The 17,821-nt window shown below is 68.5% G+C and carries 17 protein-coding genes and 2 tRNA genes; 5 read left to right on the forward strand and 14 right to left on the reverse strand.

The annotated features are described in order from the left end of the window. Positions 1 to 7 precede the first annotated feature (7 nt). The 5 genes from AC25YV_RS08370 to AC25YV_RS08390 all read right to left on the reverse strand — a co-directional run bounded on the left by AC25YV_RS08370 (position 8) and on the right by AC25YV_RS08390 (position 5,524). Complete coding sequence (locus tag AC25YV_RS08370) at positions 8 to 811, reverse strand: lysophospholipid acyltransferase family protein (RefSeq protein WP_488123368.1); 804 nt, start codon at positions 809 to 811, stop codon at positions 8 to 10. Then, a complete protein-coding gene (gene murA / locus AC25YV_RS08375; protein ID WP_488123369.1) occupies positions 777 to 2,141 on the reverse strand; it encodes a UDP-N-acetylglucosamine 1-carboxyvinyltransferase in 1,365 nt (454 codons plus the stop codon). Before murA ends, AC25YV_RS08370 begins: the two co-directional genes overlap by 35 nt. Positions 2,142 to 2,219: 78 nt before the next feature. Beyond that, positions 2,220 to 2,816, reverse strand: coding sequence for a 3-isopropylmalate dehydratase small subunit (gene leuD, locus AC25YV_RS08380; RefSeq protein WP_488123370.1), 597 nt, complete (start codon positions 2,814 to 2,816; stop codon positions 2,220 to 2,222). 1 nt (position 2,817) lies between these two features. Then, positions 2,818 to 4,278, reverse strand: coding sequence for a 3-isopropylmalate dehydratase large subunit (gene leuC / locus AC25YV_RS08385; RefSeq protein WP_488123371.1), 1,461 nt, complete (start codon positions 4,276 to 4,278; stop codon positions 2,818 to 2,820). A gap of 160 nt (positions 4,279 to 4,438) precedes the next feature. Beyond that, a complete protein-coding gene (locus AC25YV_RS08390; RefSeq protein WP_488123372.1) occupies positions 4,439 to 5,524 on the reverse strand; it encodes a TerC family protein in 1,086 nt (361 codons plus the stop codon). A 213-nt stretch (positions 5,525 to 5,737) separates the two neighbouring features. Between AC25YV_RS08390 and AC25YV_RS08395 the strand changes: the two genes are divergently transcribed. Further along, positions 5,738 to 6,334: an RNA polymerase sigma factor gene (locus AC25YV_RS08395; RefSeq protein ID WP_488123373.1), complete on the forward strand. Its 597-nt coding sequence runs from the start codon at positions 5,738 to 5,740 to the stop codon at positions 6,332 to 6,334. Further along, a complete protein-coding gene (locus tag AC25YV_RS08400) occupies positions 6,331 to 7,443 on the forward strand; it encodes a DUF4349 domain-containing protein (RefSeq protein ID WP_488123374.1) in 1,113 nt (370 codons plus the stop codon). The genes AC25YV_RS08395 and AC25YV_RS08400 overlap by 4 nt, the downstream gene beginning before the upstream one ends. A gap of 84 nt (positions 7,444 to 7,527) precedes the next feature. Here AC25YV_RS08400 and AC25YV_RS08405 read toward each other — a convergent pair. Then, positions 7,528 to 7,600 (reverse strand) — tRNA-Glu (locus AC25YV_RS08405). A gap of 108 nt (positions 7,601 to 7,708) precedes the next feature. Between AC25YV_RS08405 and AC25YV_RS08410 the strand changes: the two genes are divergently transcribed. Further along, positions 7,709 to 8,347, forward strand: coding sequence for an MBL fold metallo-hydrolase (locus AC25YV_RS08410; RefSeq protein WP_488123375.1), 639 nt, complete (start codon positions 7,709 to 7,711; stop codon positions 8,345 to 8,347). Between the two features lie 91 nt (positions 8,348 to 8,438). Here the strand turns inward: AC25YV_RS08410 and AC25YV_RS08415 are convergent, their stop codons facing one another. From AC25YV_RS08415 to AC25YV_RS08435, 5 genes are all read right to left on the reverse strand, one after another. Next, on the reverse strand, positions 8,439 to 8,708 hold the full coding sequence (locus AC25YV_RS08415) for an HPr family phosphocarrier protein (protein WP_488123440.1): 270 nt from the start codon (positions 8,706 to 8,708) through the stop codon (positions 8,439 to 8,441). Positions 8,709 to 8,728: 20 nt separating this feature from the next. Further along, positions 8,729 to 10,828 carry a PTS fructose transporter subunit IIABC gene (locus tag AC25YV_RS08420; protein ID WP_488123376.1) on the reverse strand — a complete coding sequence of 700 codons (2,100 nt, stop codon included), beginning with the start codon at positions 10,826 to 10,828 and terminating at the stop codon, positions 8,729 to 8,731. Positions 10,829 to 10,852: 24 nt separating this feature from the next. After that, positions 10,853 to 11,797 carry a 1-phosphofructokinase gene (gene pfkB / locus AC25YV_RS08425; protein WP_488123377.1) on the reverse strand — a complete coding sequence of 315 codons (945 nt, stop codon included), beginning with the start codon at positions 11,795 to 11,797 and terminating at the stop codon, positions 10,853 to 10,855. Beyond that, positions 11,794 to 12,573, reverse strand: a complete 780-nt coding sequence (locus AC25YV_RS08430) for a DeoR/GlpR family DNA-binding transcription regulator (RefSeq protein ID WP_488123378.1) — start codon at positions 12,571 to 12,573, stop codon at positions 11,794 to 11,796. Before AC25YV_RS08430 ends, pfkB begins: the two co-directional genes overlap by 4 nt. A 79-nt stretch (positions 12,574 to 12,652) precedes the next feature. After that, positions 12,653 to 13,807 carry a calcium:cation antiporter gene (locus AC25YV_RS08435; protein WP_488123379.1) on the reverse strand — a complete coding sequence of 385 codons (1,155 nt, stop codon included), beginning with the start codon at positions 13,805 to 13,807 and terminating at the stop codon, positions 12,653 to 12,655. Between the two features lie 172 nt (positions 13,808 to 13,979). Here AC25YV_RS08435 and AC25YV_RS08440 point away from each other — a divergent pair, with 172 nt between their 5' ends. Next, the gene (locus tag AC25YV_RS08440; protein ID WP_488123380.1) at positions 13,980 to 14,408 is read left to right on the forward strand and encodes a hypothetical protein; all 429 of its coding nucleotides are present in this window, start codon (positions 13,980 to 13,982) and stop codon (positions 14,406 to 14,408) included. Between the two features lie 42 nt (positions 14,409 to 14,450). Here the strand turns inward: AC25YV_RS08440 and AC25YV_RS08445 are convergent. The 3 genes from AC25YV_RS08445 to AC25YV_RS08455 form a co-directional block, all read right to left on the reverse strand. Beyond that, positions 14,451 to 14,522 (reverse strand) — tRNA-Gln (locus AC25YV_RS08445). 72 nt (positions 14,523 to 14,594) lie between these two features. Continuing rightward, positions 14,595 to 16,109, reverse strand: coding sequence for a glutamate--tRNA ligase (gltX, locus tag AC25YV_RS08450; protein ID WP_488123381.1), 1,515 nt, complete (start codon positions 16,107 to 16,109; stop codon positions 14,595 to 14,597). 11 nt (positions 16,110 to 16,120) lie between these two features. Continuing rightward, positions 16,121 to 17,065, reverse strand: coding sequence for a LysR family transcriptional regulator (locus tag AC25YV_RS08455; protein ID WP_488123441.1), 945 nt, complete (start codon positions 17,063 to 17,065; stop codon positions 16,121 to 16,123). 100 nt (positions 17,066 to 17,165) lie between these two features. Between AC25YV_RS08455 and AC25YV_RS08460 the strand changes: the two genes are divergently transcribed. After that, a complete protein-coding gene (locus AC25YV_RS08460) occupies positions 17,166 to 17,756 on the forward strand; it encodes a hypothetical protein (protein WP_488123382.1) in 591 nt (196 codons plus the stop codon). Positions 17,757 to 17,821 lie beyond the last annotated feature (65 nt).

The following is a 17,821-nucleotide window of genomic DNA, read 5'->3' on the forward strand; positions in this document are numbered from 1 at the left end:
ACCTTGTCTACGGCTCAAGGCGGCCCGTCTCCCTCTGACCGTGAGCGGACGGATTCCATCGCTCTGCGGGAGCGGGCTCATCGCGCAGCTCGGCCAGTAGCCGGGCGATCTCGCCCATCAGGATGTCCGTGGCCTCGACGAGCGCTGCGGGCTGGTGCGCGCGGCCGTCGAACGCCGACAGGTCGATGGGGTCGCCGACCGAGACCAGCACGCGGCGGCGCAGCGGCCACAAGCGCGGCTTGCCGTAGCGCGGCATGATCTGCTGCACGCCCCACTGGGCCATGGGGATGAGCGGGATGCCGCCCTCGAGGGCGAGACGCACTGCGCCGGTCTTGCCGCGCATGGGCCACATGTCGGGGTCGCGGGTGAGCGAGCCCTCGGGGTACACGACGACACCGCGACCGTGCTCGACGAGCTGCTCGGATGCCGCGAGGGTCTGGCGCGCCGTCGCGGCGGAGGCCTGACGGGCCACCGGGATCATACCTGTGGCGCGCAACGCCGCCCCGAGGACGGGCACGCGGAACAGGCTCTCCTTCGCCATGAAACGCGGCGCGCGGCCCATCTTCCAGACCGCGACCGCGACCGCCACGGGATCCAGCTCGGAGTAGTGGTTGGGGGCGAGCACGTACGCGCCCTCGCGCGGGAGCTTCTCGGGGTTGCGGATCTCGATCTTCATGAGCAGCCCCGCCAGCGGCACGACGACCCCCGCGAGCGGCCAGAAAACACTCGGGCGGCGCTTCTCAGCCGACGCACGGAGTCGTGTCGATGCCACCGTCTTATCCCACGACGTCGAAGTCGGCGCCCAGTGCATCGAGCTTGGCGAAGAACTTCTCGTAGCCTCGGCGGATGATGCCGACGTTGCGCACGATCGACTCGCCTTCGGCCGCGAGAGCAGCGATGACGTAGCTGTACCCGCCACGCAGGTCGGGCACCTCGACGTCGGCCCCGTGCAGGGCTGAGGGCCCCTGGATGACGGCGGCCTGCTCGAGCGCGCGTCGCGGCACGCGCCGTTCAGAACTCTCGATGCCGTTCGGGTGCACCACGATGTCGGCGCCCATCTTGTTGAGCGCATCCGTGAAGCCGAGCCGGTTCTCATAGACCGTCTCGTGCACGGTCGAGGTGCCGTGCGCCTGGGTCAGGGCGACGACGAGCGGCTGCTGCCAGTCCGTCATGAACCCCGGGTGCACGTCGGTTTCGACCACGACGGGCTTGAGGTCACCGCCGCGGCGGAAGCGGATCCCGTCCTCGCGGACGTCGAACCAGCCGCCCACCTTGCGGAAGACGTTGAGGAACGTCAGCATCTCCTGCTGCTTCGCTCCGCCGACGAAGATGTCGCCGTCGGTCGCGAGAGCGGCACACGCCCAGGATGCGGCTTCGTTGCGATCGAAGATCGCTCGGTGGTCGTAGCCGTCGAGACGGTCCACGCCTTCGATGAAGATGACGCGGTTGGGCTCGTACGAGATGATCGCGCCCATCTTCTGCAGCACGGCGATCAGGTCCATGATCTCGGGCTCGATCGCGGCGTTGCGGAGCTCCGTGGTGCCCTTCGCGCGGACGGCCGTAAGGAGCACCTGCTCGGTCGCACCGACGCTCGGGTACGGCAGCACGATGTTCGCTCCGTGCAGGCCGTCCGGAGCGGTGATCCGAATGCCCTCGTAGCTCTTGTCGACGACGGCACCGAAGGCCCGCAGGGCGTCCATGTGGAAGTTGATCGGCCGGTCACCGATGCGGCATCCGCCCAAGTCCGGGATGAGCGCCTCACCGAGCAGGTGCAGCAGCGGCCCGCAGAACAGGATCGGGATGCGCGAGGCCCCGGCGTGGGCGTCGATCTCTTCGAAGTGCGCCGTGACGGCACCCGAGGGGTCGAGGCGGATCGTGCCCTCTTCGTCACCGTCCTCGACGCGGACTCCGTGCACCTCGAGCAGCGAGCGGACGACCTGGACATCGCTGATGTCCGGCACGTCGCGCAGCGTGCTCGTGGTCTCGCCCAGAAGGGCGGCGACCATCGCCTTCGTGACGAGGTTCTTCGCACCCTTGACTTCGACCCGACCCGAAAGCGGTCGCCCGCCTCGGATCGCGAGGACCTCTCCGGATGCTTCCTTGTCGCCCGCCGGGGCGGAGTCGTTGAGAAGGATCTTCATCCAGGGGACCTCACTTGTGTTTGACGAGGAACGGCAATGTGGTGCGGATCTGCACCCTTGTGGGGTGCATCTCCTGGCTTACGGGACGGGGAGCGTCCGCGGCCGCCATGCCTCGCGGCGGGCCTCGAACTGCGCGATCTTGTCTTCGTTGCGCAGCGTGAGCCCGATGTCATCGAGCCCTTCGAGAAGCCGCCACCTAGTGTAATCATCGATGTCGAAAGCGACCGACATCTCACCCACGGACGCTGTACGGGTGTTGAGGTCGACCGTCATCCGGATGCCGGGCTGCGCCTCGAGCGCCGCCCAGATCGCTTCGAGGTCGTCTTCGGAGACGACGCCCGTGACGAGTCCCTGCTTGCCCGCGTTGCCGCGGAAGATGTCGCCGAAGCGCGTCGAGAGCACGACGCCGAACCCGAAGTCGCGCAGCGCCCACACGGCATGCTCGCGGCTCGATCCCGTGCCGAAGTCCTGACCGGCGACGAGGATCGACGCACCCTGGTACACGGACTGGTTGAGGATGAACTCGGGGTCACGGCGCCAGTTGGCGAAGAGGGCGTCCTCGAAGCCGGTCTTCGTGACGCGCTTGAGGTACACGGCCGGAATGATCTGGTCGGTGTCGACGGACGAGCGCTTGAACGGCACCGCGATGCCGGTGTGCGTGCTGAACTTCTCCACGTCAGACCCCCGTTCCGATGAGCGCCGGCGCGTCGAGGTCGGCGGGGCTGGACAGCGTGCCGCGCACGGCAGTCGCCGCCGCGACGAGCGGCGAGACGAGGTGCGTGCGACCGCCCTTGCCCTGACGGCCCTCGAAGTTGCGGTTGCTCGTCGACGCGCAGCGCTCGCCCGGGGAAAGCTGGTCGGGGTTCATGCCGAGGCACATCGAGCAGCCGGCGAACCGCCATTCGGCACCGAAGTCGGTGAAGATCTTGTCGAGGCCCTCTGCCTCGGCTTGGAGGCGCACCCGCGCCGAGCCGGGCACGACCATGACCCGCACGCCGTCAGCCTTCTTGCGCCCCTCGACGACCGAGGCGAACTGCCGCAGGTCTTCGATGCGGCTGTTCGTGCACGACCCCATGAACACGGCGTCGACCGGCACCTCTTTGAGAGGCGTGCCCGCCGCGAGGTCCATGTACTCCAGGGCGCGCTCTGCGGCGGCGCGCTCGTTGGGGTCGGCGAAGTCCTCGGGCGAGGGGACGACGTCGCTGAGGGACACGCCCTGACCGGGGTTCGTCCCCCACGTCACGAAGGGTTCGAGCTCGCCGGCGTCGAGGTACACCTCGGCGTCGTAGACGGCGCCTTCATCCGAGGGCAGGGTGCGCCAGTACTCGACGGCGTCCTCCCAATCCTGGCCCTGGGGCGCGTGCGGCTTGTCTTTGACGTATGCGAACGTCGTCTCGTCGGGAGCAACCATGCCCGCTCGGGCGCCGGCCTCGATCGACATGTTGCACATCGTCATGCGCCCCTCCATCGAGAGGGAGCGCACGGCGCTGCCGCGGAACTCGAGCACGTAGCCCTGACCACCGTTGGTGCCGATCTTCGCGATGACCGCGAGGATGATGTCCTTCGCCGTGACGCCGGGCTTGAGCTCGCCCTCGACCGTGATCGCCATCGTCTTGAAAGGCTTGAGCGACAGCGTCTGGGTGGCGAGCACATGCTCGACCTCGCTCGTGCCGATGCCGAAGGCCATCGCCCCGAACGCGCCGTGGGTCGAGGTGTGCGAGTCACCGCAGACGACCGTGACGCCGGGCATCGTCAGCCCGAGCTGGGGACCGACGACGTGGACGATGCCCTGCTCCGCATCGCCGAGTGAGTGCAGACGCACGCCGAACTCGGCGGCGTTTCGACGCAGCGTCTCGATCTGCGTGCGGCTCGTCGGGTCGGCGATGGGCTTGTCGATGTTGAGCGTCGGAGTGTTGTGGTCTTCGGTCGCGATCGTCAGGTCGAGGCGCCGGACGGGCCGGTTCTCGGCGCGCAGGCCGTCGAAGGCCTGGGGGCTGGTGACCTCATGGACGAGGTGCAGGTCGATGTAGATGAGGTCGGGCTCGCCGTTCTCGCCTTTGACGACGAGGTGATCGTCCCAGACCTTCTCGGCCAGGGTGCGCGGGCGATCGGGAATACCCGGAACAGTGGTGGTCATGCTGGTCGTGCTCCTTGAGATGGGGATCAAGCCCGTGAGGAACTCCGCGACGAGGGAGGCCTGGAGACTAGGACTCGTCGCGGCCGCTAAGGAGAAGTCGAGCGATCCGCATCGCTGAAGCTTAGCACCGGCGCCTGCGCCGGAAGGCGCCGGTGCGGCCTCAGCGGTCGTCGGTGCGGCGGCCGTCGGCGTCGGGCTGCTCGACGGTAGGCGGAGTGCCCTTCTCGTCGGCGACGGCCGCGGCTGCGGCACCCGGGGTCGGTGCGTGACGGTCGCGCGCCGATGCGTACAGGCTCGCGATCGTCGCGACGGCCATCGCCGCGATGATGACGCCCAGCGACACCCACGTCGAGATCTCGGGCGCCCATTCGATGTGCTCGCCGCCGTTGATGAAGGGAAGCTCGTTGACATGCATCGCGTGCAGGATGAGCTTGATGCCGATGAAGGCGAGGATGAACGCGATGCCGTAGTGCAGGTACCGCAGGCGATCGAGCAGGTCGCCGAGCAGGAAGTACAGCTGGCGAAGGCCCATGAGGGCGAAGATGTTCGCCGTGAAGACGATGAAAGCGCTCTGGGTGATCCCGAAGATCGCGGGAATCGAATCGACGGCGAAGAGCAGGTCCGTCACGCCGATCGCCGCGAAGACGATGATCATGGGGGTCCAGACCTTCTTGCCGTCGATGACGGTGCGCACCTTGTCGCCGTCGTATTCGTCGGAGATGTCGATCGTGCGGCGCAGGATGCGCACGATGAAGTTCTCGCGCTTCGCCTCGTCGTCGTGGTCGCCGCCGGGGAAGGCCTGCCGCCACGCCGTCCAGATCAGGAACGCGCCGAAGACATAGAAGATCGGGCTGAAGTTCTCGATGACGGCGGCGCCGACGAGGATGAACAGTCCGCGCAGGATGAGCGCGATGATGATGCCCACCATGAGCACCTTCTGCTGATACCGGCGAGGGACCGAGAACTGCGTCATGATCAGCACGAAGACGAAGAGGTTGTCGATCGAGAGGCTGTACTCGGTCAGCCATCCCGCGATGAACTGCCCTGCGTACTCACCGCCGGCGAAGACCCACATCAACAGCGCGAAGATGAGCGCGAGGGTGACATAGAAGACGACCCACAGGCTCGACTCCTTCGTCGAGGGGATGTGCGGACGCTTGATGATCAGCAGCAGATCGCCGATGAGGATGAGAGTCAGCACGACGAGCGAGCCGATTTCGAACCAGAGCGGGAGGACGAGGTCCATGCGGGCCTTTCGAGGGAGGGTGCGGCGGAGGACCGAAAGTCTCTCCCCGCGAGCTGATGCTCGCGTGCACACCCGGGGCCACTCTCATAGGGGCCCGTGATGACGGGTGCGCATTGACGGGATACTCCCTCTCGCGGGGACAACGATACCGCCACACACGGCAACGTGAGACGAACTGCCCGCGGGTGACACTGACATGCTGAGAGATGACGGATGCTTCGCGCGCTTCAGGCGTGCGGACTAACGACGGGCACGACGATCGACCCATCCCGCAGTGACGCGACGCTCGTGGCGCAGGCCGCGAACGGGAGCGAGCGCGCCTTCCGCACGCTGTACCGGACGTACGTCCGCCCGGTCTACTGGCTGGCGCACGGTCTGCTGGGCAACCCGGCCGATGCCGAGGACGTGACGCAGGAGACCTTCCTCGTCGCCTGGCGGAAGCTGCCGGACATGCAGCTCGCGAGCGATTCGCTGTTGCCCTGGCTGGCGACGATCTGCCGGTTCCAGTCGGCGAATCGCATGCGGATTCAGCGCCGGGACCGCGAACGCACGTCGGCCGCGGTCGAGGACACGCTGCCGTCCACCGTCGATGTCGAGCAGCAGGTGATCGCCACCGAGCTCGCGGATCGGATCCTGCGCGAGGTCGAAGGCCTCGCGCCGCTCGATCAGGACATCTTCCGGCTCTGCGCCACCGAGGGCTACGCCTATCAGGCGGCCGCCGATGAGCTCGGCGTCGCGCACGGGGTCGTCCGCAATCGTCTCTCCCGCATCCGGACGCGCCTTCGGACCGTCGTCAAGGAGAGCACATGAACACGTCACGCATCGACGCCGCGCTGCCCGAACTCAGCGAGGCCCGCATCGACGAGATCGAGGATGCCGTCTTCGCCGACATCGCGCGCGACCGCGCCGCTGCACAGGCGCGCCGTGGGCGCCGGAGTCGTCTCGGGGGCGCCGGTGCCGCCGCGGCTGCCGTCGTCGTGGTCGCCGCCCTGATCTCCCCCGCCGTCGGCAACATGTTCACCGCATCCAGCCGGCCCGACGTCGCCGGGCCGGTCATCGCCCCGGCGACCGATGGCGGAGGGTGGGCCGAGGGCGAGTCGAGCTTCTCGCGTGAGCAGCTCGCCGGTATCGAGCTGGCACCCGAGACCAACCTGCGAGGCGACGCCGTGGACACCCGCGACGTCATCACGACGGCGTCGGCCTCGGTCATAGCCGCTGACGTCGGCGACGCCGCGCGGTCGATCGGCGACGCCGCCGTCGGCCGCGGCGGCCATGTCGAGTCCATGAACGTGGGCACGACCGCTCGGGCGCTGATCGTCGATCCGGCCACGGGTTTCGCGCAGCAGCCCTACCCCTCGATGCCGGTCGAAGGCGCCTGGGTGACGGTGCGCGTGCCCGCAGACCAGCTGACAGGGCTCCTCGACGAGCTGGCGGAGATCGGCGACGTGACGTCGTCCTCCGTGCAGAGACAGGACGTCACCGAGCAGTCGGTCGACCTGGAAGCCCGGCGGGACGCCGCGCGCGCCTCGGTCGAGCGACTCACCGAACTCATGGCGCAAGCCGGCGATCTGTCCGACCTCATCACCGCCGAGTCGGCTCTGGCTGAGCGTCAGGCCGAGGTGGAATCCATCGAGCAGCAGCTCGAGCTGCTGCAGGACCAGGTCGCGCTGTCGACGCTCACGGTGTCGCTGTCTCCGGTGACCCCCGTTGTCGAGGCTGATCCCACTGGATTCGGTGACGGGTTCGCCGCCGGCTGGAACGGGCTCGTTGCGACGCTCAACGCCATCGTCATCGCGCTTGGCTTCCTCCTCCCCTGGCTCGCCGTGCTCGGCGTCGCGGGGTGGATCGTGTGGGCCGTCGTCCGGTGGGTCACGCGCGTGCGGCGCAGCCGGGCCGGCGCGAAGACGCCCGCGGACTGAGCGAGGGCGGCACCTCGCCGGGGGTGTCCCGCCGCCGTCAATGAAGAAGGGCCCGTCCCTTCGGACGAGCCCTTCTTCATGTTGTGACCCCAGCGGGATTCGAACCCGCGTTACCGCCGTGAGAGGGCGGCGTACTAGGCCGCTATACGATGGGGCCGTTTCGCGACAACCGTTCAATTGTGCCACGGCGTCGGCTCTGTTCCAAATCGAGGCGGGAGGGGGCTCGGGCCTTGCCGCGCGGGGCCCCGCGCGATTGACTCGACGCATGCGAGTGACCAAATTCGAGCACGCCGCGCTGCGGATCGACAAGGCCGAGGGCACGCTCCTCATCGACCCGGGGTCGTTCACGCTCCCCCTCGACAACCTGTCGAAAGTCGTGGCCGTCGTGCTGACCCATGAGCACCCCGACCACTGGACGAGCGACCATCTCGACCGGGTGCGGTCCGCCGTCCCCGATGTGCCGATCTACGGACCTGAGGGCGTCGCGCACGCGGCACCCGGTTACGGGATCACCGTCGTCGCACCGGGTGACACCGTGACGGTCGATCCGTTCGTCCTGAGGTTCTTCGGTGGTACGCACAGTGTCATCCACAAGTCGATCCCCGTCGTCGACAATGTCGGCGTGCTGGTCGATGACGTCTTCTATTACCCCGGTGACTCGTACGCCGTGCCGAAGGGCGTCGATGTCGAGCTTCTGGCGGCGCCCCTCGGCGCACCCTGGCTGAAGATCGGCGACGCGATGGACTTCGTGCTCTCCGTCGCACCCCGCCGCGCGTTCGGCACGCACGACATGACGCTGTCGGTTGTCGGCCGCGACATGCACCGCGCGCGACTCGCGTGGGCGACCGAGCAGAACGGCGGAACCTTCCTCACCCTCAACCCCGGCGAGTCAACCGACGTGTGAAGCGCTCTCCCCGAACGACAACGACGGATGCCGCGGCGGCTTCGACCCGCGGCATCCGTCGTTCACTGTCGTAGAGACTACTCCGCGTCTCCTACTCCGCGTCGAGATCTGTTTCGAGCAGTGCGACGAGTTCCTCCAGCGCCTGCTCGGCACCGTCGCCCTGGGCCTTCAGCGTCACAACCGTGCCGTGCGAGGCGCCAAGACCCATGAGGGAGAGGATGCTGCCGGCGTTAAGATCCGCGCCGCCTTCGACAGCGATGGTGACGGGGATCTTCTTCTCCTGCACCGCCTGCACGAAGAGCTTTGCGGGACGAGCGTGCAGGCCGGAGCTGCTCGCGATGGTCGCCTGACGTTCTGCCATGGTCTCCCTCTCGTCGGAACTCACGCGGCCACAGCCGCGGCAGCCGAGGTCTCGGCCTGTTCGAGGCTCCTTCGGCCGACCCACTTCTTGAGGGCGACCACCAGGAGCGCACTCACGACGGTACCGGCAACAAGCGCGACCAGGAATCCCCAGACGGGGCTGATCGCGAAGAGAACCCACACCCCGCCGTGCGGCGCGAGCGATTGAACCCCGAACGCCATCGACAGGGCTCCCGTCACGGCGCCGCCCACCATCGAGGCGGGAATGACGCGCAACGGGTCGGCAGCGGCGAACGGGATCGCCCCTTCGCTGATGAACGAGGCGCCCAGCAGCCAGGCGGCGACGCCGTTCTCGCGCTCGACCGGAGTGAAGGACGACCGTGCAAGCACCGTCGAGGCGAGGGCCATCGCGAGCGGCGGCACCATGCCGGCCGTCATGACGGCCGCCATGATGAGGTACGGCGTCGGGTTGTCCTGCGAGCCCGCTCCCAGGCCCGCGACGGCGAAGGCGTACGCCACCTTGTTCACCGGCCCGCCCAGGTCGAAGCACATCATGAGCCCGAGGATCACGCCGACGACGATGATGCCCGCGCCGCCGGCGAGATTGGTGAGGCCGTCGTTCATGAGCTCCATGAGCGAGGCGATCGGACGGCCCAGCAACAGGATCATGAGACCGGATGCCACGATGGATGCCAGCAGCGGAATGATGACGACGGGCATCAGCCCGCGCAGCCAGCGAGGCGCGTCGAGGCGCCCCAGCCACCAGGCGACCGCACCGGCGAGCAGTCCGCCGATGATGCCGCCGATGAAGCCCGCGCTCATGAGAACCGCGACGGCACCCGCGACGAAGCCGGGCGCGATGCCGGGGCGGTCAGCGATCGCGAAGGCGATGTAACCCGCGAGGGCGGACACCAGGAAGCCCATCGATACGTTGCCTATCATGAACGCGACCGAACCGAGATACTGCCCGAGTGGTCCGAAGGGCGAGGTGATGTCGTCGGTCGGAAGGTTCCACAACGCGTTCTCGGTGATGACGGTCGCGGCGTTCGCCGTCACCTCGAATCCCCCGATCGCGAAGCCGAGCGCGATCAACAGGCCGCCGCCCGCGACGAACGGGATCATGTAGCTCACGCCCGTGAGCAGGACACGCTGCAGATTCGCCCCCCACGACAGATTCGAGTTCGACGTGCTCGTCGTCGACGTGGATGCCGCGGCGGGAACCCGGGGACTGGAGGGATCCTTGGCCGCGGCGACCGCCTCGGCGATCATCTCCGCGGGCTGCTCGATGCCGCGCTTCACACCGGAGCGGACGACAGGCTTTCCGGCGAAGCGCTGCACCTCGCGGACATCGACGTCGTTCGCGAAGATGACGGCGTCGGCGTTGTCGATGATCTTCGGGTCGAGCGCTTTGTAGCCGCTCGAGCCCTGCGGCTCGACGACGAGATCCACCCCCGCCTTCTTGCCCGCGGCGGTGAGCGCGTCGGCTGCCATGAAGGTGTGCGCGATACCCGTGGCGCACGATGTGACGGCGACGATGCGCGCGGGGTGTCCGTCGATGAGGAGTGCGTCATCGACGGGAGCCGCACCTGCCCCGGCCCCGGTGGCGGTGGCGGTGGCGGCGCCTGCGTCGGCGGCAGGAGGCCTCGCGGCGGGCGCTGAGGCGGAATCCGACTCGCCGATCGCGGCGCGCACGATCTGAACGATCTCCTCGTTCGACGTGGCGGCGCGCAGGCTCCCCGTGAAGTCCTCCTGCATGAGACTGCGGGCGAGCTTCGACAGCATCGCGAGGTGCGCTTCGGCTGCCCCGTCGGGAGCGGCGATGAGGAAGACGAGGTCGGCGGGTCCGTCCGGCGCACCGAAGTCGACGCCGGGGTTCAACCGGGCGAAGGCGAGCGACGGGGTCGTCACGGCGGCACTCTTGGCGTGCGGGATCGCGATGCCGCCGGGAAGGCCCGTCTCGTCCTTCTCTTCGCGAGCCCACGCGGCGGCGAAGAGCGCGTCGGCATCGGTGGCTCTGCCCTCGCGGGCCACACGGGCCGCCAGTGCACGGATGACGGCGGCCTTGTCTGGTCCCAGGTCGATATCGAGACTGACCAGGTCAGCAGTGATGGTGTCGGACACGGTGACCTCCTGGATGGATGCTGCTTATGCGATGCGTGTGATGGGGATGTCGTCGTCGCCCAGGTCGCCGGGCGTCGGCACCTGGGTTCCTGGCAGGCGGGCGGCTGCCGAGCCATAGCGAACGGCGTTCGCCAGAGCGTCCGCAGGGACCGCGTCGGCGCTCTCGGCGAGAAGGAAACCGGCGAGCGAGCTGTCCCCGGCGCCGACCGTGCTCTGCACATGGATCCGCGGCGCCGCCGCAGCCCAGGCTCCGTGGGCGTCGATGTACACGGCCCCGGCCCCGCCGAGGGTGACGAGGGCTGCCCGCGCGCGCCTCGGCACGATCGCCCGGGCGACGTCGACGACGCTCGCAACGAGGTCACGGTCTGACAGGGGCGCCGATGCCAGCTCGGCGAGTTCGTCATCGTTGGGCTTGATCAGATCAGGATGCCCTGACGCGACGGCGGCGTGCAGGGCGGCCCCCGACGTATCGACCGCGATGCGCGGTGCTCGTTCGCCCAGCGCGTCACGGACGGCTCGGATGACGTCGACGTAGAAGTCATCGCCGACACCGGGCGGCAGCGATCCCGCGAGGACGAGCCAGCGCGCGTCCGCAGTCGCCTCGACGGTCGCGTCGATGATCGCCCGCGCCTCGGCTTCGCTCAGAGCGGCGCCGGCGAGATTGAGCTTGGTCGTGCGCCCCGAAGGATCGGTGATCGTCAGATTGGCGCGTGCGGCGCCCTCGATCGGCACCGTCCGCACCGGAACGCCCGCCGAGCGCAGCACGGCGCCGAACGGGTCGCCGTCGGCGAGCGGGAGTACGGCGAGTGTCGCTAGGCCGGCACCTTTGAGCACTCGAGCGACGTTGATGCCCTTGCCTCCGGCATCCTCTCGCTCGCCCAGCGCCTGCTGCACCTCGCCCGGCTGCAGGGGGGCACCCAGGGTGATCGTGCGATCGAGCGCGGGGTTGAGCGTCAGGGTCACGATCATGCGCACCACACCTCTACGTCGGCGCCGGCGAGAGCGGTCGCAAGTGGTTCCTGCGGCGCGACGTCGGTCACGAGCACATCGATCTCGGACAGGCCCGCGAACGACACGAGCAGGTCGCGGTCGAACTTCTCGGAATCCGCGACGACGACGACCCGGCGCGCGGCGCGGATGATCGCGGCCTTCACGGCTGCTTCTTCGGAGTCCGGCGTGCTCAGACCGAACGTCGGCGAGACCCCGTTCGTGCCGACGAAGGCGACATCGGGCCGCAGGCTGTCGATCGTGCGCACGGTCGCGGCCCCCACGGCAGCCGCCGTCGGACCGCGCACGCGTCCGCCGATCAGAGTGAGCGAGACGTTCTGCACACCCGCGATCGCGTGGGCGATGGGCAGGGCGTGCGTCACGACATCGATCGGGGCACCGGACAGACGCGGGGCGAGCTGCGTCGCGACAGCCGCTGTGGTGGTGCCGGCGTCGATGAAGAGCGAGCCTCGAAAGCCGGGCGCAATGGCCCCGAGCGCGCGCTCCGCGATCGCGGCTTTGTCGGCCGCACGGCGCCGCAGCCGGTCACTGAGGGACGGCTCGGCCGTGCTCGCGCGGTCGGTGTGCACGGCGCCCCCGTGCACGCGCCGCAGCGCCCCGGCGTCCTCGAGCACTCCGAGGTCGCGTCTTACCGTCTCGGTCGTGACGTCGAATCGACGCGCCAGCTCGACGACGCGGACGCGGCCCTCCTGCGCGATGAGCCGCTCGATCAGCGCATGGCGTTCGGTCGCGTACACGGGGCCTCCTCGACGGGGTTCCCACACGGTACAACGCAATCCCACAGAGAACAAGATCCGAAGGCGATCGGGTTTGCGGCTAGGAGAAGACGGCGAGAGCGTAGAGCACGAACACCATGAGGTGCGCACCGCCGTGGAGCGCCGTCGTCCTCCTGCCGAGGAACGACGTGACCGACAGCAGCATCGTGATCGCGAGGAGCGCCAGGTTGACGGGGCTCTCCCCGAGGACGACGGTCTGTCCCGTCAGGAGCCCGATCGTGAGCACCGCGGGGATCGTGAGGCCCACGGTGGAGACGAGAGCACCGTGACAGAGGTTGCTCACGCGCTGGATCCCGCCGATGAATGCCGCCCGGATCGTCGTGATGGTCTCGGGAAGGAAGACGATCAGCGCGATCAGGATGCCCGAAAGCGCGACGGGCGCCCCCAGGCGATGCAGTCCTTCGTCAAGCAGCGAGGCCATGTCATGCGACAGCAGCACGATGGGCGCGACGGTGAGAACGAGAACGAGCATTCGCGCGAGAACCTCGGCGCGGTGCGCTGCCAGGATCGCGCGGATATCGGCGCGCGGCAGGTCCGGCGCGGCCAGGGGCTCCGCCGGGTCACGGGCCACGAGCACTTCGCGGAAGTCATCGCGCTGCGCCCCCATCTGTCGCCACAGGAAGAACACGTACAGCACGACGGTGAGCAACAGGATCAAGACTGCCTGGCCAGGCGTATACGCGCCATCGACGCCGATGAGAGCCGGCAGCGCGAAGGCCGTCGCGAGCAGCACGACGAGCAGCGCGAGATACGCCGAGACCCCTGTCCTGTTCGGACGCAACCCGCCATGACGGATACCGCCCACCAGAAGCGCGGCGCCGACGACGAGGTTGAGGATGATCATCGACACCGCCATCACCGAGTCGCGGGCGATCGTGCGGTGCTCCCCCGGCCCGAGCATGACCGCCGAGATCAGGATGACCTCGATGACGACGATCGACAGCGTCAGCACGAGCGTGCCGTACGGGTCACCGAGCCTGCGCGCGAGGTGCTCCGCCTGCGCGACGACCCCGAACGCGCACACGACGATGACCGCGATGATCGCCGCGAGGAGCGCGAACAGGGCGGGCGTCGAGAGGTGCCCCTGCAGCATCGGGCGTAGGGCGCACAGTGTCGCGAATGCCGCCCAGCCGAGCAGGAGCGGGATGACCGCGGGCGGGGTGAGGATCGCGCGGAATAGGGAGATGACCTGCATGGTCCACTGCCTCGTCTGCGGGCCGTCCCGACGAAAGTCCTGACGAACGGGTCGTCCCGTCCGGTCTCTGCGAGGAATCCTATCGCTGTCCCCCTTCTCGCCGCGGCCCCGATCGACCAAGATCGGAACATGCGCACACCTGAGGTGCACCGGATCCGGAGGGAGAGCCGCTATGACGGGGTTCAGCGACGACGAGCGCGCCGCGATGACGCAGCGCGCCGAAGAGCTGCGAACGACGAAGGGACTCAAAGGGGCAGCCAAACTCGCGAGGGAGCTCGAAGCCTGTGTCGACGCGATCGACGCACTCGAGGGCACGGACAAGCAGATCGCCGTCGCCCTGAACGCGATCGTGATGGAGGAGGCGCCCGACCTCAACCCGAAGACGATGTACGGCTTTCCGTCGTATGCGCGCGACGGGAAGATCGTCGTGTTCTTCCAGCCCGCGTCGAAGTTCGACACCCGCTACGGCACGATCTCGTTCGATGAGGCGGCGCACCTCGACGACGGCGAGATGTGGGCGACCTCATTCGCGGTGCTCGAGATGACCGCGGCTGCAGAGAAGAAGATCCGCGCCCTCGTGAAGAAGGCGGTCAGCGCGTAGAAAGCACGAAACCCTCGGGATGACCGAGGGTTTTCGTAACTGCTGGGGTACCTGGACTCGAACCAAGAACAACGGTACCAGAAACCGCCGTGTTGCCAATTACACCATACCCCACCGTCACGCGGCAGAGCCGCGCACAAGGATCGAGTTTAGCCCGCAATCGCGCCTAAACCAAACCGGCGTGTCTCACCCGATCTTGTCGACGAGAGCGCCCAGGCGACGGATCGATTCCGCCTTGCCCAGCAGCTCCATCGACTCGAAGAGCGGCGGTGAGATGCGGCGTCCGCTGATGGCGACCCGAGGCGGCCCATAGGCGACGCGGGGCTTGAGGCCGAGGCCCTCGATGAGCGCGGACGACAGCGCCTCTTGCACGGCTGCGGCTGTGAAATCGGTCTCGGGGACCAGCTCGAGAGCACCGACGGATGCCACCAGCACCTCGCCCGCGTTCGCAGGAAGACCCTTCAGCGCATCCTCGGCGTACTCGATCTCGTTCGTGAAGAGGAAGCCGAGCAGGCCCGGCACCTCGCCGAGCAGCTGCACGCGCTCCTGCACGAGAGGGGCGGCTTCGGCGAGCAGTGCGAGCTCGCTCGGTGTCGGCGGGTTGGTGAGCACCCCGGCGTCCACCAGATACGGCACGATGCGCTCGGCGAAATCGGCCGGCTGCAGCATCCGGATGTGGTCGCCGTTGATCGACTCGGCCTTCTTCTGGTCGAAACGTGCCGGGTTCGGATTGACATCGGCGATGTCGAAGGCGGCGATGAACTCGTCGAGCGAGAAGATGTCGCGGTCCGGGCCGATCGACCAGCCGAGGAGGGCCAGGTAGTTCAGCAGGCCCTCGTGGATGAAGCCCTTCTCGCGCTGCAGGAAGAGGTCTGCCTGGGGATCGCGCTTGGAGAGCTTCTTCGTGCCCGTCTCGCCGAGCACGAGCGGCATGTGCCCGAAGCGCGGCACGAAGGTCGTGACACCGGCGTCGATGAGCGCGCTGTACAGCGCAAGCTGACGGGCCGTGGAGGGCATGAGGTCTTCGCCGCGGATGACATGCGTGATGCCCATGAGTGCATCGTCGACGGGGTTGGTGAACGTGTAAAGGGGCTGACCGCCCGCACGGACGATGACGAAGTCAGGGAAGGATCCCGCGGGGAAGGTCACCTCGCCACGAATCAGATCGACATAGGTGGTGTCCGTGTCGGGCACCCGCAGGCGCCAGGCGGGCTCGCGCCCCTCGGCGCGGAAGGCCGCCTTCTGCTCGTCGGTCAGATCGCGGTCGTAGTTGTCGTAGCCGAGCTGCTTGGCCCGGCCCGCCGCGGCGTTGCGTGCATCGATCTCTTCGGCCGTCGAGTAGCTCTCGTACACGGCACCGGATGCCACGAGTCGTTGCAGCACCCCGGCGTAGATCTCGCCGCGCTCGGACTGACGGTACGGCGCGTGCGGGCCGCCGATCTCGACGCCTTCGTCCCAGTCGATCTTCAGCCACGTGAGGGCGTCGACGAGCTGCCGGTAGCTCTCTTCGCTGTCGCGCGCCGCGTCGGTGTCCTCGACTCGGAACACGAGCTTGCCCCCGGTGTGCCGGGCGTATGCCCAGTTGTAGAGGGCCGTGCGGATCATTCCGACGTGCGGAAGACCGGTGGGCGACGGGCAGAAGCGCACGCGCACGTCAGGGCCGCCGGCGGTCGTGGTGCGGGGATCGGGTGTAGAAGACATCGCCGCCCAGTCTAGTTGCGCGCGGTCCTCGCGATCGGGCCGGCGAGCGCGCGGTCGAGCGCCTCGAGCGCTGCACGGACGGACGGCACTCGCGGGGCCCCGTGAGCCGTGACGACGTGCAGCGTGCGACTCTCTCCGGCAAGCGGCAGCACGGTGAGGCCCGCCAGCAGCGGAAAGGCATCGACGGCGAGACGAGGCAGCGTCGCGACACCGATGCCCTGCGCCACGAGGCCCTCCACGGCGACGACGTTGTCGGTCTCGATCGCGATGCGCGGGGCGAAGCCGGCGCGGCCGCAGAGCTCGAGCAGGTGCCCACGGCACCGCGGGCATCCCGCGATCCACGGCTCGTCGGCGAGCGAGGCCACATCGAGCGTCTCCCCCGCCGCGGCGGCGTGCCCGCTCGGCAGCACCGCGACGAGCTCGTCCGTGCCGACGGTGCGCACCGAGAGCCCGCGTGCGCTGACGCCATGGGGGTCGTCGCGATCGCCCGGGTAGCTGAAGGTGAGCGCGATGTCGGCGCGATTCTCACGCACCGCCTCGACGGCTTCGGGCGGCTCGGCTTCGACATACGTCAGCGTCACCCCGGGGTGCCGGGCCCCCAGGTCGGCGATGAGTCGCGGCACGATCGTCGGCGAGGCCGACGGGAATCCGACGAGGCGCACGCGTCCGGAGCGGAGGCCGCGCAGTTCGGCGAGCTCCTCTGCGGCGGCATCCAGCGCCGTCGTGACGGCGGGAGCATGACGCGCGAGGATCCGGCCTGCTTCGGTGAGCCGGACGCCGCGCCCGACGCGCTCGACGAGAGCGACGCTGAGCCGCGCTTCGAGCCGTTTGAGCAGCTGGCTGACGGCGGGCTGGCTGTAGCCGAGGTGAGCGGCGGCCGCGGTGATCGACCCCTCATCGGCGATCGCCTTGACGACGCGCAGCGCGTGGACGTCGAAGTCGGTATCGGCGCTCATCGAATCGGTCACGCGAGAAGCATATGGCGCGCCTATGTCCGCACACCCTCTGCCGCATCCCGACGGCCGCACGTAAGCTCTCCCCAGACCAGGAGGACCCATGATTCGGCACCGCACAGCGGGCATCGCGGCTCTTGCCGCCGCCTTCGTTCTGAGCCTCACGGCGTGCGCCTCCGGCCCGTCGGAGCCGACGCCCCTGCCGACATCCGTCGGTTCGCTGTCCCCCGCTCCGCAGACACCGGCACCGGCCCCGTCTGTGCCCTCGTCCTCCACCCTGCCGGCCTCGTGCGACGACGTCGGCAGCGCTCAGACGCGCGCCGAGACGGTCGACCCGCTCGTGCTGCAGGGCGACGGCGAGGGATTCGTCCGTCCGGTGCCGCCGGGCGGCACCCTCGTGCTCGGATGCGACTGGTTCGGCGGCGATGCCACGGGCTATCTCGTGCTCATCAGCGAGGTCGATCCCACGGCATCCGACGCATACATCGCGTCACTCGCGAGTGACGGCTGGGAGTGCGGGCAAGGGACGGACGGCGGTGACATGTGCAGCATCACGGCGCCGAACGCGCAGTATCCCGTCGACACGGTCGAGACGGTGTTCACGCGCGGCGACCTCTGGATCTATCAATCGGCGACGAACCTCGACGGTGCCGCGCTCCTGACTGATCTGCAGGCATCTATCTGGAACTCATGACATCACATCGCGTGATGCTCATCATCCATTGACGGTCCTAGACGAATAGGTTCCGACGGCGGACG

The sequence above is a fragment of the Microbacterium sp. Y832 genome (assembly GCF_057669765.1).

Coding starts and splice junctions, on each gene's coding strand:
- AC25YV_RS08390 (WP_488123372.1), bottom strand. CDS start 5,524: ATGGACCTCGTCCTCCCGCTCTGGTTCGAAATCGGCTCGCTCGTCGTG.
- leuC (WP_488123371.1), bottom strand. CDS start 4,278: ATGACCACCACTGTTCCGGGTATTCCCGATCGCCCGCGCACCCTGGCC.
- gltX (WP_488123381.1), bottom strand. CDS start 16,109: ATGTCTTCTACACCCGATCCCCGCACCACGACCGCCGGCGGCCCTGAC.
- pfkB (WP_488123377.1), bottom strand. CDS start 11,797: ATGATCGTGACCCTGACGCTCAACCCCGCGCTCGATCGCACGATCACC.
- AC25YV_RS08460 (WP_488123382.1), top strand. CDS start 17,166: ATGATTCGGCACCGCACAGCGGGCATCGCGGCTCTTGCCGCCGCCTTC.
- AC25YV_RS08370 (WP_488123368.1), bottom strand. CDS start 811: ATGCACTGGGCGCCGACTTCGACGTCGTGGGATAAGACGGTGGCATCG.
- AC25YV_RS08395 (WP_488123373.1), top strand. CDS start 5,738: ATGCTTCGCGCGCTTCAGGCGTGCGGACTAACGACGGGCACGACGATC.
- murA (WP_488123369.1), bottom strand. CDS start 2,141: ATGAAGATCCTTCTCAACGACTCCGCCCCGGCGGGCGACAAGGAAGCA.
- AC25YV_RS08455 (WP_488123441.1), bottom strand. CDS start 17,065: ATGAGCGCCGATACCGACTTCGACGTCCACGCGCTGCGCGTCGTCAAG.
- AC25YV_RS08410 (WP_488123375.1), top strand. CDS start 7,709: ATGCGAGTGACCAAATTCGAGCACGCCGCGCTGCGGATCGACAAGGCC.
- AC25YV_RS08400 (WP_488123374.1), top strand. CDS start 6,331: ATGAACACGTCACGCATCGACGCCGCGCTGCCCGAACTCAGCGAGGCC.
- AC25YV_RS08415 (WP_488123440.1), bottom strand. CDS start 8,708: ATGGCAGAACGTCAGGCGACCATCGCGAGCAGCTCCGGCCTGCACGCT.
- AC25YV_RS08440 (WP_488123380.1), top strand. CDS start 13,980: ATGACGGGGTTCAGCGACGACGAGCGCGCCGCGATGACGCAGCGCGCC.
- AC25YV_RS08435 (WP_488123379.1), bottom strand. CDS start 13,807: ATGCAGGTCATCTCCCTATTCCGCGCGATCCTCACCCCGCCCGCGGTC.